This window comes from Bacteroidia bacterium (assembly GCA_016218155.1).
Lineage (GTDB): Bacteria > Bacteroidota > Bacteroidia > Bacteroidales > GWA2-32-17 > GWA2-32-17.
The window spans coordinates 20,213-46,100 of the sequence record JACREQ010000105.1 but is presented as its reverse complement, the minus strand read 5'-3'; the positions used below and the strand labels follow the sequence as shown (position 1 = coordinate 46,100).

Annotated in this window: 18 protein-coding genes; 5 read left to right on the top strand and 13 right to left on the bottom strand. The window is 31.9% G+C overall.

Going from position 1 to position 25,888, the window contains the following annotated elements; translation table 11 throughout:
• Positions 1 to 299 precede the first annotated feature (299 nt).
• Complete coding sequence (locus tag HY951_16615) at positions 300 to 3,197, bottom strand: M28 family peptidase (GenBank protein ID MBI5541684.1); 2,898 nt, start codon at positions 3,195 to 3,197, stop codon at positions 300 to 302.
• A 162-nt stretch (positions 3,198 to 3,359) separates the two neighbouring features.
• Here HY951_16615 and HY951_16610 point away from each other — a divergent pair, with 162 nt between their 5' ends.
• On the top strand, positions 3,360 to 4,547 hold the full coding sequence (locus HY951_16610; protein MBI5541683.1) for a SpoIIE family protein phosphatase: 1,188 nt from the start codon (positions 3,360 to 3,362) through the stop codon (positions 4,545 to 4,547).
• On the opposite strand, the gene murI is transcribed toward HY951_16610, so the two are convergent.
• Both murI and HY951_16600 read right to left on the bottom strand, forming a co-directional pair.
• A complete protein-coding gene (gene murI, locus HY951_16605) occupies positions 4,537 to 5,367 on the bottom strand; it encodes a glutamate racemase (GenBank protein MBI5541682.1) in 831 nt (276 codons plus the stop codon). The two genes, HY951_16610 and murI, sit on opposite strands and share 11 nt — an antisense overlap.
• Before the next feature lie 102 nt (positions 5,368 to 5,469).
• Positions 5,470 to 9,288, bottom strand: a complete 3,819-nt coding sequence (locus tag HY951_16600; GenBank protein ID MBI5541681.1) for a choice-of-anchor L domain-containing protein — start codon at positions 9,286 to 9,288, stop codon at positions 5,470 to 5,472.
• Between the two features lie 330 nt (positions 9,289 to 9,618).
• Between HY951_16600 and HY951_16595 the strand changes: the two genes are divergently transcribed.
• A complete protein-coding gene (locus HY951_16595) occupies positions 9,619 to 9,840 on the top strand; it encodes a DUF2795 domain-containing protein (protein MBI5541680.1) in 222 nt (73 codons plus the stop codon).
• A 30-nt stretch (positions 9,841 to 9,870) separates the two neighbouring features.
• On the opposite strand, the gene HY951_16590 is transcribed toward HY951_16595, so the two are convergent.
• The 6 genes from HY951_16590 to guaB are packed head-to-tail and all read right to left on the bottom strand — an operon-like array spanning position 9,871 to position 18,155.
• Positions 9,871 to 11,397, bottom strand: a complete 1,527-nt coding sequence (locus tag HY951_16590; GenBank protein MBI5541679.1) for an organic solvent tolerance protein OstA — start codon at positions 11,395 to 11,397, stop codon at positions 9,871 to 9,873.
• Positions 11,398 to 11,435: 38 nt separating this feature from the next.
• Complete coding sequence (locus tag HY951_16585; protein ID MBI5541678.1) at positions 11,436 to 12,413, bottom strand: MoxR family ATPase; 978 nt, start codon at positions 12,411 to 12,413, stop codon at positions 11,436 to 11,438.
• A gap of 23 nt (positions 12,414 to 12,436) precedes the next feature.
• Entirely contained in the window at positions 12,437 to 13,780 is a 1,344-nt protein-coding gene (locus HY951_16580) for a peptidylprolyl isomerase (protein ID MBI5541677.1), read from the bottom strand.
• Positions 13,781 to 13,782: 2 nt separating this feature from the next.
• A complete protein-coding gene (locus HY951_16575; protein ID MBI5541676.1) occupies positions 13,783 to 14,625 on the bottom strand; it encodes a peptidyl-prolyl cis-trans isomerase in 843 nt (280 codons plus the stop codon).
• A gap of 41 nt (positions 14,626 to 14,666) precedes the next feature.
• Positions 14,667 to 16,673, bottom strand: a complete 2,007-nt coding sequence (locus HY951_16570) for a peptidylprolyl isomerase (GenBank protein MBI5541675.1) — start codon at positions 16,671 to 16,673, stop codon at positions 14,667 to 14,669.
• Positions 16,674 to 16,682: 9 nt separating this feature from the next.
• Positions 16,683 to 18,155 (bottom strand): IMP dehydrogenase, encoded by a 1,473-nt coding sequence (guaB, locus tag HY951_16565; GenBank protein ID MBI5541674.1) that lies wholly within the window; start codon positions 18,153 to 18,155, stop codon positions 16,683 to 16,685.
• A 124-nt stretch (positions 18,156 to 18,279) separates the two neighbouring features.
• On the opposite strand from guaB, the gene HY951_16560 reads away from it, so the two are divergent.
• The 3 genes from HY951_16560 (at position 18,280) to kdsB (ending at position 22,290) form a co-directional block, all read left to right on the top strand.
• Positions 18,280 to 20,205: a RecQ family ATP-dependent DNA helicase gene (locus HY951_16560; GenBank protein ID MBI5541673.1), complete on the top strand. Its 1,926-nt coding sequence runs from the start codon at positions 18,280 to 18,282 to the stop codon at positions 20,203 to 20,205.
• 93 nt (positions 20,206 to 20,298) lie between these two features.
• Positions 20,299 to 21,531 (top strand): spore maturation protein, encoded by a 1,233-nt coding sequence (locus HY951_16555; GenBank protein MBI5541672.1) that lies wholly within the window; start codon positions 20,299 to 20,301, stop codon positions 21,529 to 21,531.
• A 15-nt stretch (positions 21,532 to 21,546) separates the two neighbouring features.
• A complete protein-coding gene (kdsB, locus tag HY951_16550) occupies positions 21,547 to 22,290 on the top strand; it encodes a 3-deoxy-manno-octulosonate cytidylyltransferase (GenBank protein MBI5541671.1) in 744 nt (247 codons plus the stop codon).
• On the opposite strand, the gene HY951_16545 is transcribed toward kdsB, so the two are convergent.
• From HY951_16545 to HY951_16530, 4 genes are all read right to left on the bottom strand, one after another.
• Positions 22,279 to 22,587, bottom strand: a complete 309-nt coding sequence (locus tag HY951_16545) for a tetratricopeptide repeat protein (GenBank protein MBI5541670.1) — start codon at positions 22,585 to 22,587, stop codon at positions 22,279 to 22,281. The two genes, kdsB and HY951_16545, sit on opposite strands and share 12 nt — an antisense overlap.
• 116 nt (positions 22,588 to 22,703) lie before the next feature.
• On the bottom strand, positions 22,704 to 23,456 hold the full coding sequence (locus HY951_16540; GenBank protein MBI5541669.1) for a response regulator transcription factor: 753 nt from the start codon (positions 23,454 to 23,456) through the stop codon (positions 22,704 to 22,706).
• 42 nt (positions 23,457 to 23,498) lie between these two features.
• Positions 23,499 to 24,689: a GTPase HflX gene (gene hflX, locus HY951_16535; GenBank protein MBI5541668.1), complete on the bottom strand. Its 1,191-nt coding sequence runs from the start codon at positions 24,687 to 24,689 to the stop codon at positions 23,499 to 23,501.
• The gene (locus HY951_16530) at positions 24,689 to 25,852 is read right to left on the bottom strand and encodes a hypothetical protein (protein ID MBI5541667.1); all 1,164 of its coding nucleotides are present in this window, start codon (positions 25,850 to 25,852) and stop codon (positions 24,689 to 24,691) included. The genes hflX and HY951_16530 overlap by 1 nt, the downstream gene beginning before the upstream one ends.
• Positions 25,853 to 25,888: the final 36 nt, after the last annotated feature.

The window sequence follows — 25,888 nt, the reverse complement described above, 5'->3', positions numbered from 1 at the left end:
CAATTAAGAATTTAAAAGTAAGTATTTTTTTATTTTATTATTCAAACAATCAATAATAATTTTATGTTGTGCAACTTTCAATTATTGCTAAATTCTTAAGACACGAGAGTGTTTTTGATTCGTTTTGTCATCCAGAGTGAAGTGAAACGTAACGAAGGATCTATGTATACTTAACTAGATTACCTTCGGTGAAAAAGTTCTTCGCGGAGTTCATCCTGACGAAGGAAGGGCTCTGAATGACATTTTTTTTATATTTTCAGGACTTTTGACCTGACAATTGAACATTGTTACTATAATAATTATTGCGTAGCAACCCTTGCTACTGTTTCAATGCAAATAGCAGCAAAAGCAGCACCGTAGTCAAGGTCAATGTTCTCCATTGTATCGTGAGTATCATGGTAACCTGTGCGATGTAAGTCATAGTTTTCCATAAATAAAACTACAGGTATGCCTACGTCCGATAAAATCTGACAATCAGTATTGTACAATGAACTATGAGTGTGTAATTTTGTTCTAACCTCACCCATTAATGGTAAATGCTTTGCAACCTCAGGAATTGTAATACCATCAGTACTTCTTTTACCTCGGTTTAAATTACTTCTTGCAGAATTACAGTTTAACTTATACGCTAACTGATTCCACATTAGATTTGCAATATGTGCCTGATAAGCAATTTTTGTTGATTCAACACTTTTTCCCGGAGATATCTGAAAAATGTCACGATCTGTATCTTTATTATGACCAATCATATCCATAATAAATGCACCTACTATTTTTGTTGATGAAAGGTCAATATATTTTTCGTTTCCTAAATGTAATTTTAAAGTCTTTTCAATTATTGAACGACAGAAAAATCTGGCACCCAAACAATCAGAAGGAAATTCTTCTCCTGTAATGTGCATAAGCCAAACATCTCTTTCTAAAAGCCCTTTTTTAGACATCTCAAGAAAAATTGGTGCTGCCTGTAACAAAGTAGAGGATGCGGAGTAATTATCATCAGCTCCTTTTGCAGAAAGCCGTGCACCTGTGCCTCCGTTATCTTTATCATAAACATCTTCCATATAAGCAGTATCGTAATGATCCCCCATAATAACTGCTTCATTTCTGTTTTTGCCCGGAATTATTACAAGAATATTTCTTTCATATGTTTTTCCTTCCTGATTCATTCTCCAGCCACCAAATGCATCAAATGAAAAATCGGTGTCCCATTTAAAAGGTGTTTCGCCACAAAGTGCAATGCCTTCCATCTTAGCTTCTGAAATTGCTTTCTTGTGTCTGTCTAAAAGGTAATCACCTAACGGTTCCAAATCTCTTTTCTTATGTGTAATATTTGTTAAAGTAGGATCGTCTTGAACACAATCTGCGTTGTCTTTATTTATAAATGCACCATGAGCTAAAAAATTAATGTCATTCCACCACGATTCTTCAAATTTTCTATTTGCTGTTTTGTTAAATGTTATAGATTCTGGTAATGTGTTGACTGCTTCTTTGCTTTCAATAACTTTTTCAACTTCTTTTAACAAAAATTCTCCATCTGCTTTATTTGTTGCTTTTACGGCAATCTCCCTTAACCATTGATCTAAAGATTCATGTTTGCTTATTTGTAACAAATGTCTTGCAAATTCTCTGCTTAACTTTTTTTCTCCTAATTCATGAAACTTGTCAATTAATGTTATAATGTTATGAGCTGTCTGGTGGTGGTAATGATCATGTTTTCGGTCAAGAGAATATATTGCTGTTAAATGAGATTTCCTTTTTAATAATCTTGGCCAGAGTTCAATAACATTATTAATGTTTTTATCTTGAATATTATACGCAGTAAAATATCCATTTAAACTTTCAGACTGTATAGTTATTTCATTTGTTTTCGACGACAGATAAGCAACTAATGGTCTGTGCCAGTACACTTCATATAATCCAACTTGCATTGGTGGAAAAAGAAACCGATAACCAAATAAACCTCCTTTTGCTAAATGTGTTTCTGCGTGCAAAATATTAATTCGTTTTGCTTTTGGTCCGTCAATTATTAGTTTGTAGTCATTAGTCCATAATTGGCAATTTCTGGCAAGTGGCTTATCGTAAAGTCCTATAGTGTCTAAGTCTGTGCTAAAAAGAATTTTAATAAGTTTATCAGCTCTTGGTGTTTGTAATAATTCATCTTCATGTTTATGGATTCTTTGCCAACGATGTGTACGGTGATATGTGTTATTAACAAGGTTCAGATGAATATCTTTTTCTTTTATATCTGGATGAGGTTCATGTAACCATCCAGATTGAGGTACACGTACTCCTCCGTTACCACTGTGTCTGGCAACAAGTTTTAATAATGAAATTTGCTGGGCAGTGGGTAGTTCATGTTTTAATTTATTATACGTTGGCATTCCCCAGAAAACTAAGCTTCCCGGAAATGGTAAAAGTGCAGTTTTACCTTGTAAATATTGTTCTTTTAATTGTTGTGGTAGCTCAGAAAATGGTTTAAAAGTTAATAGATATTTTACGTTTTCAAATGAATCAGTTTCTTTTATTATATATTGTTTAGTCCATGATGGAAGGGAAGTGCATGAAGAAGTTGGTAAAACTTTAAAGCCACAGTCGTTTAAATTAATATTATCAATAAAATTTTCACCAAATGCATCTTTAATAATATTTTGAATATAATTTAAAGAATCTGTTTCATCTTTTTCGTTGTCTGGCGAATTATAAAAGCTTTTCCAGAATGCTTTTTCAGGCCCCTGTTCGCTTCCACCAAAAAAAGTCCATCTTACTCTTCCTTTATCATCTTGTGTTTTAGAAAATACAAGGGGTAAAAAAACTACAAATTTCTCATTTACAAACTTTCCTGCATTTTTTGATAATTCATCAGGCCAGTACACATTGTTCGTAAGGTTATGATGTTGATGCCCAGCAATATGATTTACGGTTTCACCTTTCCCAAGTTTTATAATTTGATGCATTATTTGTTCCCCAATATGCACTATGCCAGGCTTTAGCTCGCTTTCTTCCTCAAGTTCAGAAATATGCCATCCATATTCATCGTTTTTTGAAAAAATGTTGTAATCAATTTCTCCATATGGCGAAATACCCACTCTTGGCGGAGGCATAAATTCTGAATAAGCCTGCAGGGGAAAATTTCCTTCGCTGTGTAACAACGTGAAATCAGTCATTAGAGCATGCCATCCAATATTATTGTTTATCATATATATGATTACTTAATTGTTTTCTCAAATTTAAATATTTATCTGAAATGAACAAAAAGATCGGTTTGTTTTAAAACTTAATCGAAAATAATGCATTCAAATAAAATCATTTCATATTTTTGTTGATAATTAAATAAACATAAAATCATAGTTAAATTAAATATGGAAGAATTTAAAATTAAAATATACGGTATATTACCTGTTACCCGCAAGCAGTTTGTGTATGGTTATACTTTTTTCTTTTTAACATTTGTAGCTGCTATAGTTTATTTGTTTTTCTTCCCGGTTGATAAATCTGCAGAAACAGATTCTATTTTTAGGAAACTGTTTTCAGATTATGCAATACTTACTTTTTTGTTTTTTCTAATATGGATAGTTATTGAAGGTATCTTTTATTGGGATCGTTTTATTAAAGCACAAAAAAGAATAATTGAAAACCAAAAAAGTGTTATTGAGTTAAGGAACCAACATCTTGAGCAACATAAAGAGGAAATTACTTCGCAAAGAGATGAAATTACTGCACAACGTGATGAAATTGAAGCTCAACGTGATTTGGTAGTTTCTCAAATGTCAACTATTACACATCAAAAGAAAGAATTAACAGATAGTATTCAGTATGCCTATAAAATTCAGTGTGCTTTGTTACCACCTGAAAGTTATGTTAATCAATGTTTACCTAATAGTTTTATTTTATATATGCCTAAGGATGTTGTTAGTGGTGACTTCTTTTTTGTTGAACAAACAAATGGTTATACTATTGTTGCTGCTGTAGATTGTACCGGACATGGTGTTCCTGGTGCAATGATGTCTGTTATTGGTTATAATTTATTAAACCAGGCAGTAAAAATTAATAGAATAACCAGACCTTCAGATATTCTTGGATTTCTTGATGTTGGTGTTACTGAAATTTTAAGGCAGGCTCATAACGAAAGCGGAGTAAAAGATGGTATGGATTTATCGTTAATAAGTATTGATAATCAGATGCGAACCTTTGAATACGCAGGTGCATATAATTCTATTTATTACATTCATAATAAAGAATTAATAGAGGTTAAGGCTGATAAATTTCCTATTGGTGTAAACGAAGATGGAGTAGGTGATGTATATACGAATAATGGTTTGCCTGTTTCTAAAGGCGACATGGTTTATCTTTTTTCTGATGGGTATGCCGATCAGTTTGGCGGACCGAAAGGAAAGAAATTAAAATATAAACAACTTGAAGAGATTTTAGTACAGGTTTGCGAAGAGCCTGTTGAAAATCAAAAACAATATCTTAAAAAGAGATTTCTTGACTGGAAAGGAAACGAAGAGCAGGTTGATGATATTTTAGTAATCGGAATCAGAGTGTAATTTGTTCTGATTTTATTTCTTTGCCGTAAAAAATTTCACCTCTGGCGGAAAAAACGTCAGCAATATCTGTTGTTTCAAATTTTATTGTTCCGTTTTTTGTGCATTTATTTTTAATTTCTGAATGGCGATTTAAATAATCAATAAGACTATCCGCAATTATGGTATCCTGAGAAATTAATTTTATATGCGGAGGTACAAATTTTCTAATTGTTTCAGCAATTAATGGGTAATGTGTACAGCCTAAAATTATAGTATCTATATTTTTACTTTTAGACAGTAAAGCATTAATGTCTTTTTCAAAGAAATAATCCGCACCGGAATTTTTGTGTTCTCCGTTTTCTACTAATGGAACCCATAATGGGCAAGCTTGTTGGAACGTTTTAATTTCAGGAAAAAGTTTTTCTATTTCTATCGGATATGATTCTGAAAGTACTGTTCCTGCTGTACCTAAAATACCTACTTCTCTTGTCTTTGTTAAATTTCCAACAGCTTCGGCACTTGGTCTTATTACTCCAAGTACACGACGATTAGAATCTATTTTTGGTAGATCGTTTTGCTGTATTGTTCTTAATGCTTTTGCTGATGCCGTATTACAAGCCAGAATTACCAAATGACATCCCTGAGAAAATAAATGATTTACTGCCTGTAGGGTATATTGATAAACTACATAGAATGATCTTCCTCCGTATGGTGAGCGGGCATTATCGCCTAAATAAATGTAATCGTATTGTGGTAATTTTTTCTCGAATTCTTTTAAAATTGTTAATCCACCAAAACCAGAATCAAATACACCAATAGGACCGGGAGAATTTTTAAGCATATTTTAATAAAATATTGAGCAAAGCTATAAATATTATTATTTGTTGAATAAAAAAAGACTGCTAATTTATATTAACAGTCTTTTTTTTATTGTGAGAATATTTTAGCGGATTATTGAGACAACTCCTGTTACAGGTTCTCTTCCGTTGTTTAGTTTTATAATAAAAATGTATGATCCCATGGGTAAATCTTTTCCTTTTCTTGTTCCGTTCCACCTGTTTGAACTAGTTGTATATTCAAGACCAGAACCTGTAAATGAAAATATTTTATCTCCCCATCTGTTAAATATTTCTACTGAAATATCACTGTAACCAAGAATATTTGTGATTTCAAAATCATCATTTTTCCCATCACCGTTAGGAGTTATTACTGTTGGAATTTCAACAGGTAATTCAGGAACGTCTATTAAAATTGTGTCAATTTCATTACAATTGTTAAAATCGGTTACCGTAACAATATATAAACCATTTCCGATACTTGTAATTATTTGTGTAGTTTGTCCTGTTGACCAGCTATATGAGTATGGTAAGGTTCCTCCATTAGTATAAACAGTGGCTGCTCCGTCAGTAGAGTTGAAAAAAGTAGGATTAATGAATGATGTTGAAATAGTAAGAGCAGTTGGGTTTGTAATATTAATATTTAAAACAGAATCAATACAATTATTGCCATCTGTTATTGTTAAATCATAATCTCCTTCAGGAAGATTTGTTAAACTTGCTGTTGTTAAATTGTTAGACCAGTTATACTGATATGGAATTGTTCCTCCAGATGCATTTGCTACAATTACTCCATTATTTAAGTTGTTGCAAGTAATATGTGTAATAATTGGACTAATTGTTAAAGTAGATGGTTGTGTTATTTCTATTGATAATGGTACCACACAGGCACCATAAGTATCAGTTACTGTAACGAGGTAATTTCCTGCTGAAAGATTTGATGCCGTATTGGTTGTATTTGTAACATCATGCTGCCATATGCATGAAAATGGTGCTATACCATTTGTAATAGTTATAGTTGCAGCTCCGTTTGATTCTCCATTGCATTGAACGTTAGTTATTGTTGATTGCCCAATACCAGAAGTTGTGATAAGTCCAACCTCTGCATTTGTTGTAGCAGAACAGTTTAATGCATCTGTAACCGTTACAGTATAAATACCAGCAGGTAAATTATTTAACATTGCAGTTGAACCGGGAGTATTCCAATAATATAAATATCCTGGGGTTCCGCCTGAAGGAGTGATTGTTATGCTTCCTAGTGTTCCGCAAGTATGATTAATCACTGAAGAGTCTAAAGAAATTTGTGAAGGTTCAACAATATTTATGGAAGAGTTTACTGTACATCCGTTTATGTCAGTAACAGTAACGTCATATGTGCCTGCACCTAATCCTGATAAGGTTAAGCTGGTATTTGTAATTCCTGACCATGTTGCAACAAATGGTGATGTTCCGTTTTGCACTATCAGTGAAATATTCCCGGTAGAGTCACCATGACAGGATATGTTTGAAATGTTATTTTGTAAACTTAAATTGCCATCATCATAGCCAACAATAACAGATGTTATTACGGTACATGAATGTGAGTCTGAAACAGTAACTAAATAAGTGCCATTTGTTAAATTATTGTGAGATGGTAAAGTTGTACTGTCAAACCATGTATATGAATATGGAGTAACGCCACCATTTACTGATAATGTAGCATCTCCTAATACTGTGCAGAGCATGTTGGTAACCGTAGAGTCAATAACTATAATTGAAGGTGATGAGATAGTAATACTTTGTGCATCCTGACAGTTGCCGGCATCACTTACCACTACATTATATGTGCCTGCGGTTAAGCTGTTAAAAGTATTTGTTGGGAACCAGTCGGTTCCGTTATTTATGCTATACTGAGTTGCACCTGGGGCTGTAATAGTTAAGCTTCCTGAGTTTTCTCCATAACAATTTACATCTATAGGTGTAATGCTTGTGATAGATATTCCTGTATTTCCTGCAATATCAATATTACTTAATGTAAACTGACAACCAGCAGCATCGGTAATAATAGCAGTATGACCACCAATGCCTAAATTGGAGAAAATATTATTTGTTCCTGTTGCACCGCCATCAAGAGAATAATTTAAAGGAGCTGTTCCACCTGTTGCATTAATTGTTATAGAACCGTCAGGGGTGCCAGAACAAGTGGTTACCGGAGTTGTAGTTGCAGTTGCTGTTGGACTCGGATTTACATAAATCGTTATGTCTGTTGGAGGACCGCTACATCCGTTTGCAGAAGGGGTAACAGTATATGTAACACTTTCCTGAGTTGTTCCTGAATTTATCAAAGTTTGTGAAATTGTAATATCAGAACCAGATGACGCGCCTGAAATATTTGCACCGGCATTAACAGTCCAGTTGAATGTAGCTCCGGTAACAGCAGAAGAAAGAGCAATGTTTGTAGTTGAGCCACTACAAAAAGTTTCAGATGTTGGAAATGGAACAACAGTTGGTATATTGTTAACATTCACTGTTGTTGTTCCGGTAGTTGTTGAACCGCATGCGTCAGTAGCAGTTACAGTATATGTTTGGTTAGCCGGTGGGTTTACTGTTATTGTGCCAGTGGTATATCCGGTAGGATTCCAGGTATATGAAATAGGATTTTGTCCTCCATTAATATTTAGTCCAATAGTTGCATTATTCCCCAGACATATTGTCTGATCTGCTGTTATTGTACTTGAAAATGGAGTTGAATTATCCAGAATATTTAAAGAACCATTCTGAACTACTGGTGTTCCGCATAAATTTGTTTGTATTGTAAAGTCAATGTTTTCAGAAGATTCAACAGTTCCCTCGTTTATTGGGACTATTGTTAGAGTTGTTGTTGATTGACCAGCAGGGATTGTTACAAAATAATTGTTTGGTGCCGACCATGTTCCAGAAATATCAGGAATGGTATAATAATCTGTTCCAAAAGTAGCTGATCCTGCTATTGCAAATGGAATATTTCTGTTAAAAGGAGTTGGACTTGTTAATCCAAATGTTATTTGTCCATTGCTGCAACCTTCAACCATTGCAGCATTTCCACCGGCAAGGGGATTTGAGTATGCAACATCTATTTGATTTATTGAAGGGCTTGTAAAGCTTCCTGACTCTAGAAAAACTCCGGAGTCATAAACATAGTCTGAAACATCTGCAATAATTATTTTCATGTGATATACTGCACATGGTGTTACACTACAAGTTGCAGTTAATACAGTTGTAAAGCCATCATATTGTAGATTATATGCACTGACACCATTATCCCTGTAGTAAGAGCAGTTTGTACATCCACCACCAGTTGATCCGGCTGCGCCATATCCATTATTTACAGAATTAATTGCAACCGGTGTAGTTCCAGTACCTGGAACAATTGCAATATTTTTATTTGAATAAGCTTCTGGACCCCCAGTAACAAAGAAACCAAAAACATCATTATAAATATCGCCAACAAATTCATTATATTCTTCAGAAGCAAAAACATATCTGAATGTGATTACGTTAGATTCAGGAACAAAATCAAATTCAAGACCCATTGCATCGTATGTAGGAGATATAATAGAATTTAAAGTACCATCTCCGCCTCTTACATTTACAGTAGACATATCAGCTAAGGAGTTTGGACCAGGTGCACCTAAAACATTTCCTGTTGATAAAATTATACCATTACTAATTCCAATAACAGAGGATGCATTGTTAAATAGTCCATAATTTGATGATGAAGTGCTTGCATATGCAGCTCCGGTATTACTGAAAGTTGCATTAGAATATGTTACTCCAGATCCAACTAATTGATCTACAAAAAAACTTGCAGGATTATTCATAGTTGAAATTGTAACCTGAGCATTACTAGTTTCAAAGAAACCAAAAGAAACTAAGCAAAATAATACTAAATAAAATAATAGTTTCATAAGTTTAAATTAGGTTTAATGAACAAATTTAATTTTAGTTATCTGGTTAACCTGACAAATGTAAAATATTTTTTCAAAACTCCAAATATTAAAGTGTTAAAAATGAATTAAACACGAATCTAAAAATATTTGATGGTATTGAATTTAAAAAATAATTGTTGAAAACATTTTAAAATATTGTATAATCATAACTTCTATATTATCAGAATAAAAAATGCATTTCTATAACTATTTTTTATTATTAGAAGAAAAATGTTGATGGTATAAAAAAAAAGTATAATTTCGCGAAATATTTGAAAACTTAGAATAGCTATCAAAACTGACTAACATATGTATTGGACTCTTGAATTAGCCTCGAAATTAGAGGATGCCCCTTGGCCAGCTACCAAAGATGAACTTATCGATTTTGCTATTCGTTCTGGTGCGCCAATGGAGGTAATTGAAAACTTACAGGAACTTGAAGACGAAGGTGAGGTTTATGACAATATAGAAGATATCTGGCCTGATTATCCTACTAAAGAAGATTTTTTATTTAACGAAGACGAATACTAAAATTTTTAAATATCAAATTGGTTTTGATATTTAAGGATTCGGACTTTCTAATTTATTAAAAATATCCTCCTTTTTTATTGGTCTTAAATTTTTATACCAGCGAAAGTTAGGTAAAAGCAATTCCGTTGCCGGTAACTCATCTATTGGGTGAAGAACTGCTGTAGGTTTAGTAAGGAATAATATTCTGGCAACCTGACCACTATCTAAATAAATTGTCATTTTACTGCTTTCTGCAGTATTTGCACCAATTAATTCATTATTGTCTTTTGGGAAATATATAGATTGTCCGTTTCCATCAACTTCAATTCTGTTAAGTTCATTATTAATTATATAACCAATCATGTTTTTGCCTTTTACCTGATTAAAGCGAATACTATCTTCCTGCGAAATAACAAATGCCAGATTTTGCAACACAACGTAATCTGCCTTGTTGTTTTTAGTGTGAATTTCAATAAATTCAGCTGTTAGCTGATGTACATCTGACCATAATATTGGTACATTAAAAAGTCGGATAACTGAGTCTCTCAGAGAATATGTTAAAGAATCGCAACTTCCCTGTAAGTCTGGTTTAAAAAGCCTTACTTTATTGTATGCCCTTATTAACTTAAATAATCCAATACTGTCATTTAAAGTTGTTGACCTTAAAGTATCTGCATGTAAAAATAGTGTGTCGGTTTTTCCATAATTAATAAATACAGCACTGTCAGTTAACATGGCCTGCTCAGGTGATTCATAATAATATCCATAGTTTCCGAGTAACAAGATATTTGATGTTGTGTCAATTATTTCAACATTCTTATATGCTTTACCAAATTTTTTATTTCTATCATAATATAAACTATCACCTTTAATTGTTTGTGCTTTACTTTTTAAAAAAGCATTTTTGTTAAATTGGCTTATTTCAGTTTTAGTATTATACCAACCATTTTCACAATAAATTAAGTTAGAATCACCGACAATTCTTGAAGGTCCGTAAAATGATGCAATTTCTGATTCTGTATTATACCTTAATGAGTCAGAATACATGTGATATTGCGGATTTGTTAAAATAACACTTTTTACAGCAACAAAATCTTTTAACAACGAGAAATAATACCCCCATTCGCTTACCAATGAATTTTCACCATCTTTTATTTTTCCCCAGTTAAAATAATATCCAGTATTTAGATTTCGATCATAGTTCATCGAATCTGTTGTTAAAATTGCAGTTTTATTTGTAAGTTTAACATTATTCCTAACCTGTGCTATCTTGGTGTTTCCATAATATCTGATTGAGTCGCCCCATAAATGAATTGTATCTCCAATATTTATATGCACATGTCCATACATTACAACATTATTTCTTACCGAATTAAAATAAGCGCTATCACAAAATAACAAAGCGCTATCATGTTTAAAAGCTACATTACCAGAGAGCCTTTTAATTTCTTTTCCTAATAGATTTTCATCATAATCAATTGCGTCGGCATTAATTAGCTCAATCTTTTTTACTTGTTGTGCACTTAAAGTAAAAATTATTATTGTAAACTGTAATAATATTAAGACTAGTCTTCTCATTTATTTTTCGAAAATTAACAAATAGCAAATGTATTTAATTATACTTTGTTTGCTTTTAATAATTCAGTTATAATGTTATCAACTGAAATTCCTTCTGCTTCTGCTTTGTAATTTTTAACTAATCTGTGTCTTAAAATAGGGTGTGCAATGGCTTTTACATCTTCAATATCTGGAGAGAATTTACCATTTAATACAGATAATGTTTTTGCTCCTATTATTAAAAATTGTGATGCTCTTGGACCTGCACCCCAGTTAATATATTTTGAAGCAAAATCATTTGCTTTTTCAGTTCCAGGGCGGGTAGAAGAAGTAAGATTAACAGCATATCTTAAAACATTGTCGTTAACCGGAACTTTACGAATTAAATCCTGATAAAAAATTATATCTTCTGCAGTTAGAACTTTCTCAACATTAGTTTTTATTTCTGATGTTGTAGATCTAACAATGTTTATTTCATCATCAAATTTGGGATAATCAAGTGTTGTGTTAAACATAAAACGGTCAAGCTGAGCTTCTGGTAAGGGATATGTTCCTTCCTGTTCAATAGGATTTTGTGTTGCGAGAACAAAAAATGGGTTATCTAAATTAAAATGCTGACCGGCTGCTGTAACAGATCTTTCCTGCATGGCTTCAAGTAAAGCAGCCTGAGTTTTTGGGGGTGTTCTGTTAATTTCATCTGCAAGAATAAAGTTTGCAAATATTGGTCCCTTAACAAAGCGAAATTGACGATTTTCATCCAATACTTCAGTCCCAATAATGTCAGATGGCATTAAATCGGGAGTAAACTGTATTCTTTTATATTTTAAGCCGAGTGAATTTGCAATTGTAGTAACCAAAAGGGTTTTTGCAAGTCCAGGTACTCCAATTAATAAACAGTGACCGCGACTGAATATTGTTATCAATACTTCCTTTACAACTTCGTCCTGCCCAATAATTACCTTTTTTATTTCATTTGAGAGCCTTTCGTGAGCTTGTCTGAGGTTTTTAATTGCTTCAACATCGTTAGAAGAATTCATCGTATTATTTGTTAAAAAGTAATTTATTTAATCCAGCCTTTGTACATAAAGTTGCAGTTTTTATAGGAATTGTCAATGTGAATGTAAGTTGTTTTTTGTTCTTTCTCAATCCATTCATTCATTATTTCCTGTTTCTTTTTAGCAATTGCAACTTCCTGAATTTTCTGATAGTCATCGGTTAAATTTGCTTTATGTGACGGATATCTTGCTTTTAATCTGATTATTTTGTAACATTTTTTAGCTTTTTCGTCAGTAAACTCAAATGGAGAACTTATTTCTCCAACCTTTAATTTTTTTGTCCAGTAAGAAATCGAACCATCTATTTGTTCTGTATCAAATCTACTGTTATTAGTGTAAGGATTAATTGCTAATCCGCCGTTTAAGCGTGTTTCAACATCCTGACTATATTTTTCTGCAGCTTTGTTAAATTTAATTGAATCTGTTTTTACTGCCTTTGAAAGACTGTCTAATCTACTTCTGCAGGTTACTGCAGATACAGGGTCAACTTTAGGGGAGATTAAAATATGTCTTACATTTATTTGTTCACCACGTCTTTCAATAAGTTGAATAATATGAAATCCAAAGTCTGTTTCAACAATTTTTGATACTTCACCATCTTTTAACTTAAAAGCAACAGCAGCAAATTCAGGAACAAGGTCACCTCGTCCTAGAAAGCCAAGTTCGCCACCTTTTGTAGCACTTTGTGTATCTTCACTATATAAAACAGCGAGAGTACTGAATTTATCGCCTTTTAAGATTCTTTCTCGTAATTCATTTAACTTGGCTTTTACAGCAAGTTTTTCCTTGTCGGTAATTGTTGGATAAAGAACAATCTGCTCATATTCAATTTCCTCATTAATCATAGGAATTGAGTCAACAGGAAGATCTTTAAAAAACTGGCGAATTTCTGATGGTGTTGCCTTTAAACTACCTGTAAGTTTATCCATCATTTTTTCAGCTAACATCTGTTTTTTTAATGACTCACGTAATAAAACTTTTATTTCCTGAATTGTTTTTCCTATTGATTCTTCAAGTCTTTTTTCTGAACCTGCCTGAGAAATAAACATTCTTATTTTTCTGTCAATTTGAGAATCTACTTCTTTATCAGTAATTGTAATACTGTCTAAATCGGCTCTGTGAAGTAATAAGCTTTGGTATAAAAGTCCTTCAAAAATTGTACATTTTAAATCTACTTCATTGCTGTTTTTTTCTAATTGTACAAACTGACCTTCAATATCACTTTTTAAAATGTAGTTGTTACCAACTATCGCAATAATTTGATCAATTACTTTATCTTGTGAGAATATCCAGTTTGAATAACTAAATATTGTAAAAAAAGAAAAAAGGAAAATGGCTTTTTTATTCATGTTTAATAGGTTTCAAAATTCTTTTTATTTGATTCATCTTTTAACGCATTATTTTCTAATTTATTTAATAAATCAATTTTGCGTTTAGTAAGTATAATCGGTGTAATTAATTTTCTTGCAGATTCTAATGGGGCAGAACTTCCTGCAAGTTGAAATTCTCTGATGCTAACAAAATAAAAATAATTTGTATCGCTTACTTCAATCTGCTTATTTGTTTTTAGAAATGATTCCTGATCAGTAATAGTTGTAGGTGTCATCTCTAAAATTGTATTAAATGATACCCAATTATCATTAAAATTATCAAACTTAAATGCGTATTTGTTACAATAATCGTCAAGTTTTTTTAAGTCCTTTTCTTTTGTGCTCGAATATAATGCTTTTGCTTTTTCGGGATTTGGTGCTGATTTTGGAAGTTCTATAAATATTGCTTTTACTATATTTTCTTCTAAATAAAACTCATTCGGATGTGCATTATAGTATTCTGTTATTTCCTGATCTGAAATAATTGTATCTAATTTTTGAGCAATAAAACTTTGTTGATATTTATATATTAATAGTGAGGTTTTATAATTTTCTAATTCACGGCTTACATCCATTTGCTCGTCGTTTAGGTTTACTTCAGCCAGATGAAGAAGAACTTGTTTTTTTGCCCATTTCTCTGTAAAGCTTTTTACAAGCTCTATGCTATCTTCTTTAGATGATACCCCACTTAAAATATCTTTTAAATCTGATGGGTATAGATATTCGTTATACACTCTGGCAATCGGTTTTTCGTCAGAAACTTTATCCGACGAACAGGCAATATTAAAAGCCAATAAAATGATTATAAAAGATGAAATTTTCATTTTATGAAAAAAACGGGAAGAAAAAATCTTCCCGTAAATATTTATTTTATAGTAGATAAAATTTCTTTGTTAACTGTTATTGTATGCTTAGCCCTTAACTCAGTAATCCAGTTTTTCTCAAGAAAAGCCTGATAGTCTGCTGTAGCTAGACCCTTAGCTTCAGGCAATGTTTTTACCTGAGGTTCTATCATTTTGTTAACATAATATATATAATGCTTTTCTGTGTTTAATCCAAATGCTTTGTTGTTAGCTGACTGTTCGTTAAAAGCGATATTGTCAATAGTTGTATTATCACCTTTCTGATAAAGTTTGTTTTCAACAATTTTTAAAGCTAAAGTATCTTTTTTAGTTTCCATTTTTACAATGTCTTCATTTGTATAACCTTTAGCAATTTTTTTCTCGATAAGTTTTAAAGTCTCATCTTTTGCTTTATCATCAGCATATTGAAAGGTTGTTACATCTGCACGTTTTTCCCACATGTAATTATTCTTATTTTTTTCATAAAATTCTTTTAACCCAACAGTGTCCTTAACAGCTTTAGACCATACCATTTTATCGGTTAAATCAAAAAGTAAAATACCATCATGGTATTCATTCATTAAATATCTGAATTGTGGAAATTTACTGTCTAATCTTGCTTCTTCGTATGCAATTATTTTATCTTCTGAAAATTTGTTAAATTGTTCGTTAATGAACATTGTTAGCATTACCGGAGCAACGTTTTCAGTTTTTGTTTTTTTCTTGTTATTTTCTAAATAATTTGCAAACTGTTTCTGATTATAAGTTGAATCACCAATTGTAAACAATGGTTTTGTTAAAGCAGCAGCTTTTACAGCTTTCCAGTTACATGTGAATAATGAAGTGTCGGCAACTTTATAAAATTCTGCAAGTTGTTTGTCGTTTAATTTATAATTATATTCTTTCTTTAATTTTCCAATTAAAGATATTCTGCTTTGTTGAGCACGACTATCTTTTGTGAGCTTTGTTTGCAAATCTGATTTAACTTCTTCATATGTTCCAACAGGTTTGCTGTCAACCTTTTTAAGTATATGCCATCCAAAAGCTGTTCTTACTGGTTTTGAATAGTCGCCTTTATTTTTTAAAGCAAAAGCTGCTGCTTCAAATTCAGGTACCATCCTTCCGGTTCCAAACCAAGGAAGCTCTCCACCTTTTTTTGCAGATGATTTATCATCAGAAAACTCTAATGCAGTTTTTCCAAAGTCGTCACCAGCTTGTAATTTAGCATATACATCGTTTATTTTATCCTCGGCTTTCTTTACATCTTCTGGTTTTGCATCTCTTGGAACAATAACCATAATATGTGCAACTTTTACTTCTCCAGGGTTAGTTGTTTTTTCGGTAAGTTTAATTACATGATAACCAAATGCAGTTCTTACTGGTGTTGAAATATCACCAACTTTCATATTGTAAGCAGCATTTTCAAACGGATAAACTGTTGAAAGAACTGAGAAGTAACTGATATCTCCGTCCGTGTTTTTTGTAGTTTCATCTTCAGAGTTTTCTTTGGCTAGCTTTCCAAAATCTTCACCGGCTATAGCTCGCTTGTATAAATCAAATGCTTTGTTATAAGCAACTAATGTGTCTTGTGGTGTAGGATTGTCAGATAACTTTATTAAAATATGACTTGCACGTAATGCAATCTTTTTTCTTTCATAGGCTTCTTTTAGTAATTTTTCATCAACATCTTTATCTACAAGATAAGGAATAGATAATTGTTTTCTGTAACCTGCCAATTCTTTTTTAAAGGTTTCAACTGTATCTAATCCTAATTTTTGAGCTTCAAGAACTTTTAATTTAAAATTAATAAATAACTCTAAATAATCATTTAGTGATTTGTTATCAATTTGAGTGTCCTTAGTATTATTCTTTTTGTAAATACGGACAAATTCTCCCTTTGAAATTTTAGAGTTGTCAATGGTTAGCAATGTTGCATCATCATCATTTGCTTGTCCGAAAACTGTTGCCACTGATAGCAGCACAAATAAACCTGTTAAATTAATGAAACGTGTCATAATTTTATTATTCATTGTTAATTGTTATTCTCTACTGTAATTTGGTGCTTCACTTGTGATTGTTACACCGTGTGGGTGACTTTCTGTAACACCTGCACTGGTTAATCGAACAAATTTTGCGTTTTGTAATGCTGTAATATTTTGCGACCCGCAATATCCCATTCCTGCTCTTAGACCACCAACCATTTGGTATAAAACTTCATATAAAGTTCCTTTGTATGGAACTCTTGCTGATATACCTTCTGGAACAAGTTTTTTAATATCATCTTCCATGTCCTGAAAATAACGATCCTTTGAGCCTTTTTGCATTGCTTCAATAGAACCCATTCCTCTGTATGATTTAAATTTTCTGCCTTGAAAAATAATTGTTTCGCCTGGTGATTCTTCTACTCCTGCAAATAGACTTCCTGCCATTATTGAGCTTGCGCCGGCTGCCAGTGCTTTAACAATGTCACCTGAATAACGTATTCCACCGTCTGCAATTACAGGAACTCCGCTGCCCTTTATACTTTTTGCAACTTCATAAATTGCAGAAAGCTGAGGAACTCCAACACCAGCAATAATTCTGGTTGTGCAAATTGAACCAGGACCAATGCCCACTTTTACTGCATCTGCACCTGCTTTTACAAGTATTTTTGCAGCTTCAGAGGTTGCAATGTTGCCAACAATAAATTCCATTGAAGGATATTTTTTCTTGGCTCTTTTGAGCATTTCAATAACACCTTTCGAATGACCATGGGCAGTATCAATTGTAATAGCATCAACTTGTGCATTTACAAGTTCGTCAATTCTGTCTATTGTATCTGATGTTACACCAACTGCTGCGGCAACTCTTAATCTTCCTTTTTCATCTTTACATGAATTAGGACGATCTTTGGCTTTTGTTATATCTTTATAGGTTAATAAACCTATTAATCTGTTTTTACTGTCAACAACAGGAAGTTTTTCAATTTTGTGATGTTGTAAAATCTCAGAGGCTTTATGTAAATCGGTAGATTGAGATGTTGTAATAATGTTTTTTGATGTCATTACTTCTTTAATAGGACGTTTTGCATTTTGCTGAAAACGTAAGTCGCGGTTTGTAACAATGCCCACTAAGATTTTATTTTTGTCAACAACTGGAATTCCTCCAATTTTATATTCTTTCATTAAATTTAGTGCATCTCCAACTGTTCCATCTTTACTTATTGTGATTGGATCCAGTATCATTCCATTTTCGGCACGCTTTACCCTCATAACTTCCTTTGCCTGCTGCTCTATGGTCATATTTTTATGAATGACCCCAATACCTCCTTCACGTGCCATTGCTATTGCAAGAGTAGAATCTGTAACAGTATCCATTGCTGCAGAAACAACCGGAATATTTATACTAATATTTCTGGTAAATTGTGAGCATAATGAAACCTGTCTGGGCATCACTTCACTATATGATGGAACAAGTAATACATCATCAAAGGTTAAGCCTTCGTCTAAAATTTTATCTGCTAAAAATGACATTTGTAAGCTGATTTAGATTAAAATTGCGTGAAATTACTAAAAAAATGCTGACATGATGTTTCCTGTGCTATTTTTTTGTATTTTTTAACAAGATTTTTGTAAATTGTAATTGTAAGTAAATCAATTGAATGAGTTTAAGGAAATATTAGCAAAGTACTGGGGTTATACAAAATTTCGAGAGTTACAAGAAGAAATTATTATTTCTGTATTTAAAGGAAATGATACTCTAGGATTGCTTCCAACTGGTGGAGGTAAGTCAATTACATTTCAGGTTCCTGCTCTAGCTAAGCCAGGTGTATGCTTAGTTGTAACACCTTTAATTGCTTTAATGAAAGATCAGGTAGAAAATTTAAGAAAGAAGAATATTAAAGCAAATATGGTTTTTTCGGGAATGTCTCAAAGAGAAATTGATCTGGCTCTTGAAAATGCCTGTTTTGACCCAGAACTTAAATTTTTGTACTTATCTCCGGAAAGATTAGGAACCGATTTATTTAGAGAGAAAATTAAGGGGATGAAAGTTAATTTTCTTGTTGTTGATGAGGCTCATTGTATTTCACAATGGGGTTATGATTTTCGACCATCATATTTAAAAATTGCAGAAATTCGCGAATTAATTCCTAAAACTCCGATTCTTGCATTAACTGCAACTGCAACTCCTGAAGTTGTTGAAGATATTCAGAATAAATTACTTTTTAAATGTAAAAATGCAATTCAGAAAAGCTTTGAAAGAAAAAATCTTACATATTTTGTAAAACATACCGAAGATAAATTTGCTGATTTACTTAAAATATCAAATCATAGTCCAGGTACAGGTATAGTTTATGTCCGAAACAGAAAAAAAACTGTTGAGATTGCAAATTTTTTAAGAAAACAAAAGATTTCAGCAGATTTTTATCATGCGGGTCTTGATATGCAAACCCGAAATAAAAAACAAGAAGATTGGAAATCAGGTAAATGTAGAATAATGGTTTCTACAAATGCTTTTGGAATGGGTATAGATAAACCTGATGTACGTTTTGTTGTTCATATGGATTTACCTGATTCAATAGAAGCGTATTTTCAGGAAGCAGGTAGAGGGGGTAGAGATGAAAAAAGGTCGTTTGCGGTTTTACTTGTTAATGAGGTTGATAGAATGAAGCTTGCAGAGCAGGTTGAAATTTCATTTCCTCCAATAGATAAAATCAGGCAGGTTTATAATGCTTTAGGAAATTATTTGCAGGTACCTATCGGTTCCGGAAAAGGACGAGAATTTGAATTTAGCCTTACAGGCTTTGTAAGTCAATATAAATTTGAGATTCTTGTAGCTTTTAGTAGTTTAAAGCTTCTGGAACAAGAAGGCTACATTACTTTAACCGATGAAATTGAAACTCCTTCGAGACTTCATTTTTTACCAAATAGAGATGAATTATATAATTTTCAATTAAGGTATGAAAAGTATGATGCTGTTATTAAATTTTTATTGCGGTCATATTCTGGCCTTTTTAATGATTATGTAAGAATAGACGAAGAATTTTTAGCAAAACGAGCAGGTATTAGTAAAGACGAACTTGTAAAAATATTTTTAGATTTAAATAAGTATGATGTTATTGAGTATTTGCCTAGGAAAAAAAGTCCGTTTTTAATGTATACAGAAAACAGGCTGGAAGATAAATCTGTAATATTTTCACCGGCAAATTACAGAGATAGAAAAAGCCGTTTGATAAAAAGAATTGAACACGTTTTAAATTATGCATTCACAAATAATAAATGTAGAAATCAACTACTTTTATTATATTTTGGTGAGAAAAATCCTTTTCGTTGTGGAGTTTGCGATGTTTGTAGGCAGAGAAACGAATTAGGTTTGAGTAATTTTGAATTTGATAACATTCTGGAGAAAATAAAGCAAGCATTATCTGCTGAATCATTCGAGCTTAACGATCTTGTCGAGAAGTCTGATTACCCAAAAGAAAAAACAGTTAAAGTTATTCAATGGTTGTTAGATCATGGGAAAATTTCATATAATAAACATAATAGATTGAAGTGGTCTCATACACTTAACGAAAATGTTTAGAACTTTTTTGAAATTATAAATTCAAAGCTGTTTTATAATAATATTTATGTTTTATTTTTAAACTTAATTTAAACATTGAGTTAAAAATATGTTATGGTTTTAAATTATATCTGGATAGCGTTTTTCATTATTGCCTTTGTTGTTGGGCTTATAAAATTAATCTTCTTTGGTGACGTTACTGTTTTTAGCAGTATGATGAATGGAGCTTTTGATAGTGCTAAAACTGCTTTTGAACTTTCTTTAGGATTAACTGGTGTAATGACACTTTGGCTGGGTTTAATGAAAGTTGCTGAAAACGGAGGTATGGTAAATATATTGGCAAGACTTGTTAGACCATTGTTTGGAAAATTGTTTCCCGAAATTCCAAAAAACCATCCGGTTCATGGTTCAATAATTATGAATATTTCAGCTAATATGTTAGGTCTAGATAATGCTGCAACTCCTTTGGGTTTAAAAGCTATGAAAGAACTTCATGATTTAAATCCAAATAAAAACATAGCTTCAAATTCTCAAATAATGTTTATGGTACTTAATGCATCAGGTTTAACAATAATCCCTATTAGCATTATGGTTTATCGTACACAACTTGGAGCAGTAAATCCTTCAGATGTTTTTATTCCTATTCTAATAGCTACATTTTGTTCTACTCTAGCCGGAATTATAGCAGTTAGTCTTGTTCAGAAAATTAATCTTTTTAATAAAGTTGTATTTGGTTATTTAGGAATTTTCACGGTGTTAATTTCTACTCTTATTTGGTACTTTTCAACTATTTCATCCGAAAAAGTTAATGAGATTTCTACAGTTTCTGCCAATCTAATAATTTTTGGTATTATTATAAGCTTTATTCTTTTAGCGGTATTTAAAAAAGTAAATGTTTACGATTCTTTTATTGATGGTGCGAAAGAGGGTTTTTCTATTGCAATAAAAATAATTCCATATTTGGTAGCAATTTTAGTGGGTGTTGCAGTATTTAGAGCGTCTGGAGCAATGGATTATATAATAAGTGGATTGGGTTACTTTTTTGCTATGCTTGGTTTAAATACTGATTTTGTTCCTTCACTTCCAACTGCATTAATGAAACCACTTAGTGGAAGCGGAGCCAGGGGATTAATGCTTGATTCAATGAAAGTTTATGGGGTCGATTCATTTGTAGGACGATTATCATGTATATTACAAGGTGCAAGTGATACAACATTTTATATTATTGCTGTTTATTTCGGCTCAATTGGTGTCAAAAATACACGTCACGCTATTTCATGTGCATTAATTGCAGATTTAGCTGGAGTTTTAGCTGCAATTTTTGTAGCATATTTATTTTTTCATTAATTAATAAGTAACAAAGTGAAAATTCTTGGACTTATACCTGCAAGATATGCATCAACAAGGTTTCCGGGTAAACCATTAGTTGATATAAATGGTAAAACTATGATTATGCGGGTTTACGAACAATCTGCAAAAATTTTTGAATTTGTGTACATTGCTACTGATGATAGCAGAATTTATGATCATGTTATTAATTGTGGTGGTAAAGCTGTTATGACTTTGTCTTCACACCAAAGTGGAACAGATCGCTGTGCCGAGGCATTAGATTTAATATCTGAACAATTAAACTGCTCATTTGATATTGTTGTCAATATTCAGGGTGACGAGCCATTTATAAATCCTTTACAATTAGAATTACTTGTTTCTTGCTTTGAAGATGATAAGGCTCAGATTGCAACTTTGGTAAAAGTTATAACAAATAATAATGAAGTATTTGATTCAAATAAACCTAAAGTTATTTTAGATAAAAAAGGTAAGGCAATTTATTTTAGCCGTTCGCCAATTCCATATCTGAGAAATGTTAGCCAAAATGATTGGGTTACTAAAAATGAGTTTTATAAACATATTGGATTATATGCATATAGGGCAAATATTCTTCATGAAATAATAAAATTGCCAGTTTCAAAACTAGAAAAAGCTGAATCACTTGAACAGCTAAGATGGATTGAGAACGGGTATAAAATAAATACAAAAATTACTGAAATTGAAACATTGTCAGTAGATACTCCGGAAGACTTAAAAAATATTAGTTTATTTCTCTGAGAATAGTCTTGTTGCTTCATTGTAATCGGCAAGTGCAGCAATACTATTATTTAAACTGTAATAAGCAAGAGCTCTGTTTTTGAAAGCTTCAGCATTGGTTTTATCGTAAAAAATAACTTTGTTATAATCCTCTATTGCCTTTTCATAATGCCCTGAGTCGTGTTTGGCAATACCTCTGTTTAAATAAGCTTCAATTAATTCTGGGTTTTCTTCAATAGCTTTATTATAGCATTTTATAGCCCCGGAATAATCACCACTTAGGTATTTTTTATTGCCTTCTTTGAGCCAGTTTTTCATTTATTCAAATAGTTGAATACAAATATATTAAAAAAACGGCAAAAAGTAACAGCGAGTTTGTAAGTGGCGTTGTTAAGTTTGTAAGTGGTCGTTGTTAATTTGTAAGTGGCAATTTGTTAACGTGCATAATGAGACATAATTTCTAAAAACTCTTCTTTTTTTCTTCGGGCTAATGGAACAAGTGCGCCATCAGACATCTCAATTGTGCCACCATCCTTATTGTGGAAACAGATAACGTGATCTATATTAATTAAGTGGGAGTGGTGGGGTCTGAATAAGTTTTTATCAAAAAGTATTTCCTGAAAATCTTTTAATGTTTTTGAAACCAGTATCTTCTGATTATTTTTTATGAAAATATTTGAATAACTTCCATCGCCTTCCATTCTTACTATGTCACTAAATGCAATATAAATAGTGCCGTCGTTAGTATTTATAGCAAGTTTTGTAGGATTAATTGTTTTTATATTTTCAAGCAGTACGGAGTATTCATCATGTGTTGGAATTTGCTTTGATATTCTGTTGTGTACCCTTTTAATTGCTAAAATAAATTCGTCAATATCAATTGGTTTAAGCAAGTAGTCTATTGCGCTATATTTAAAAGCTTTTATAGCGTGATTGTTATATGCAGTGACAAAAATTATTTCAAATTTTCTATCCTGAAGTTTTTCTAGTAAATCAAAACCAGAGCCAAATGGCATTTCAATATCAAGTATAAGCAAATCAGGCTTTTTTAATGGAATTTCTTTTAATGCCTCATTCATTGTTGTTGCGGTTCCAACAATTTCGAGGTTAGGGCAATATTCTTTGATTATGAGAACGATAGAATTGATGGCATCAATTTCATCATCAATAATAATAGTTCTAAGCATGATTTGTTAATTCTTTTTTTTACCAAAATAACAAATTATATTTCAATTAAAAAAATAAAAATTTTCGTTTGGGTAGCGTGTTATATGAAGATCTTTAATCTTTTGGTAAATAATATTTCTAAAATCTTCGATATTTTCCTTTTTTGTTGCTGAAATAAAAATACAAGGAAAATTATTTTTTGCCATCCAACTGTTTTTTAATTCGGTAAGGTTATGCGGTCCCTGATAAAGTAAGTCGTCTTCATCTGGTGGTAAATAATTATCTATTTTATTGAAAACAAGAATTGATTGTTTGTCAGATGCCTTAATTTCGTGCAAAGTTTGATTTACAACATTAATTTGTTCTTCAAAGTTAGGGTGACTAATATCTACAACGTGCAGAAGTATGTCAGCTTCCCGTATTTCGTTAAGAGTAGAATTAAATGCTTCTATAAGGCTATGAGGTAATTTTCTTATGAAACCTACTGTGTCTGAAATTAAAAAAGGTAAATTGCCAATAACAACTTTTCTTACTGTTGTGTCTAATGTTGCAAATAATTTATTTTCAGCAAAAATATTCGATTTACTAAGCAAATTCATTATTGTAGACTTCCCAACATTAGTGTATCCAACAAGTGCAATTCTTACTAATTCGTTTCTTCTTTGGCGTTGTGTGGACATTTGTCTGTCAATTTTCTTTAGCTGCTCTTTTAATAATGAAATTCGCCATTTAATAACTCTTCTGTCGGTTTCAAGTTCTGTCTCACCAGGACCACGAAGCCCGATACCACCTTTTTGTCTTTCAAGGTGAGTCCACATCTTAGTAAGTCGTGGTAAAATATATTGATATTGTGCTAGTTCAACCTGTACTTTTGCATATGCAGTTTGTGCTCTGGCTGCAAAAATGTCAAGAATAAGATTGGTTCTATCTAGTACTTTACAACCTAAAACTTTTTCAATATTTCTTAATTGCGAACCACTTAATTCGTCGTCGAAAATTGCCATAGTGGCATTTTTTTCTTTAATATATTCAGCAATCTGGTCAAGTTTTCCTTTTCCGATATAAGTACGCGAATCTGGTTCCGAAATTCTTTGGGTAAATCTTTTTATTGTATTTGCCCCTGCTGTTAAAGCTAAAAATTCAAGTTCGTCCAAATATTCATTTACCTGATTGTCTTCCTGATTTTGATGTATTGCACTTATAAGTACAGCTTGTTCAGTTTTTAACGGAACCGATTTATTAATTTCAAGCATTATTTAATAATGTGCTTATTTTCACGTAAAAGATCAGTCATTACTTTTTTAAATATCTCTGTAGCACCCATAATCATTTGAATATCGTTTGGAAAAGGAACAGGCATTTTGCCAACTAATTTAGCAGTTTCTGCATCCAGAGCACGTAAATCTCCATTTGCAGTTATTGCACGATTCTCAAAAAAGAAATCAGACGCTAGTGGTTTATTTGTTATTAGATTATTGCTAGGTAAATCGTAATATTCTATTGCCCCTTCCAAATGTGCTGCCTTTTGTTGTAACACTTCAAAGACTTTACAGCTTACATTAACCATTCTTGGAACTCTGATAGGATTTCCCAATGAATCTTTAACTACATTGTTATTCTGATCCAACTTAACTTCTGTGCCATCCTGTATGGTTTTGGTTTGAATGCTTTCTTTTTCTTTTAATTTTTCAGGAGAAATGTCAATGATTTTTAAATTAACTTTTACCTGATTATGATATTTGTAATTGTTGGATTTTGTATTTGAATAATTAACCCATTCGCTGTTAAGCTGACCTGTATTAATATCCAATAATTGATAACCAAATTCCTGTGGTAATTTAATAATCGTATTATTGTCAAATTGAATTAAAACCGATGTAATTCCTGCATTTCTTGCTTCTTCAATATATTTATCTACATCCTGATAATTTTCATAATACTCTTTTACTTTTTTTAGCTCGAAATAAGCATCTCTAGCTTTAAATCTGTCATTTGCAGATAAAAGTTTTTTTGCATGAACATAAAAATATTCGGCTGCATTTTTTTTTGCTTCTACAATTTCGCGATCATAATCAATAAATGGAAAGTCAACAACTTTATTACCGTCTTTTAAAGGCAAAACAGTTTTAACTAATTCCTGTCTGTTTTTTAATGTCGAATAATTTGTAAATACTTCATTCCAAGTTTCAGGCTTACCATCTGTTTTTAAAAATTTTATTCTACTGTTATTAGCATTATTAGCTGCAATATAAGATTTTTCAAGAATGTTTATTTCTTTGCTGTTTTCTGGATTGCCACGAAGTTTTTTTACAGATTTGTAAATAGCCTGATCGTATCTGCCCTTTTGATATAATTTTTTTGATGAGGCACAGCTTGTTAAAATAATAGCTGATAATATGAATAATATTAGTCGCATAATAATAAGTTTTTTTGGAAAATTAGAAAAAAAAAT

Excerpts from the sequence above, each read along its gene's own strand:
- HY951_16615 (MBI5541684.1), bottom strand. The coding sequence starts at position 3,197 with ATGATAAACAATAATATTGGATGGCATGCTCTAATGACTGATTTCACG.
- HY951_16610 (MBI5541683.1), top strand. The coding sequence starts at position 3,360 with ATGGAAGAATTTAAAATTAAAATATACGGTATATTACCTGTTACCCGC.
- murI (MBI5541682.1), bottom strand. The coding sequence starts at position 5,367 with ATGCTTAAAAATTCTCCCGGTCCTATTGGTGTATTTGATTCTGGTTTT.
- HY951_16600 (MBI5541681.1), bottom strand. The coding sequence starts at position 9,288 with ATGAAACTATTATTTTATTTAGTATTATTTTGCTTAGTTTCTTTTGGT.
- HY951_16595 (MBI5541680.1), top strand. The coding sequence starts at position 9,619 with ATGTATTGGACTCTTGAATTAGCCTCGAAATTAGAGGATGCCCCTTGG.
- HY951_16590 (MBI5541679.1), bottom strand. The coding sequence starts at position 11,397 with ATGAGAAGACTAGTCTTAATATTATTACAGTTTACAATAATAATTTTT.
- HY951_16585 (MBI5541678.1), bottom strand. The coding sequence starts at position 12,413 with ATGAATTCTTCTAACGATGTTGAAGCAATTAAAAACCTCAGACAAGCT.
- HY951_16580 (MBI5541677.1), bottom strand. The coding sequence starts at position 13,780 with ATGAATAAAAAAGCCATTTTCCTTTTTTCTTTTTTTACAATATTTAGT.
- HY951_16575 (MBI5541676.1), bottom strand. The coding sequence starts at position 14,625 with ATGAAAATTTCATCTTTTATAATCATTTTATTGGCTTTTAATATTGCC.
- HY951_16570 (MBI5541675.1), bottom strand. The coding sequence starts at position 16,673 with ATGAATAATAAAATTATGACACGTTTCATTAATTTAACAGGTTTATTT.
- guaB (MBI5541674.1), bottom strand. The coding sequence starts at position 18,155 with ATGTCATTTTTAGCAGATAAAATTTTAGACGAAGGCTTAACCTTTGAT.
- HY951_16555 (MBI5541672.1), top strand. The coding sequence starts at position 20,299 with ATGGTTTTAAATTATATCTGGATAGCGTTTTTCATTATTGCCTTTGTT.
- HY951_16545 (MBI5541670.1), bottom strand. The coding sequence starts at position 22,587 with ATGAAAAACTGGCTCAAAGAAGGCAATAAAAAATACCTAAGTGGTGAT.
- HY951_16540 (MBI5541669.1), bottom strand. The coding sequence starts at position 23,456 with ATGCTTAGAACTATTATTATTGATGATGAAATTGATGCCATCAATTCT.
- hflX (MBI5541668.1), bottom strand. The coding sequence starts at position 24,689 with ATGCTTGAAATTAATAAATCGGTTCCGTTAAAAACTGAACAAGCTGTA.
- HY951_16530 (MBI5541667.1), bottom strand. The coding sequence starts at position 25,852 with ATGCGACTAATATTATTCATATTATCAGCTATTATTTTAACAAGCTGT.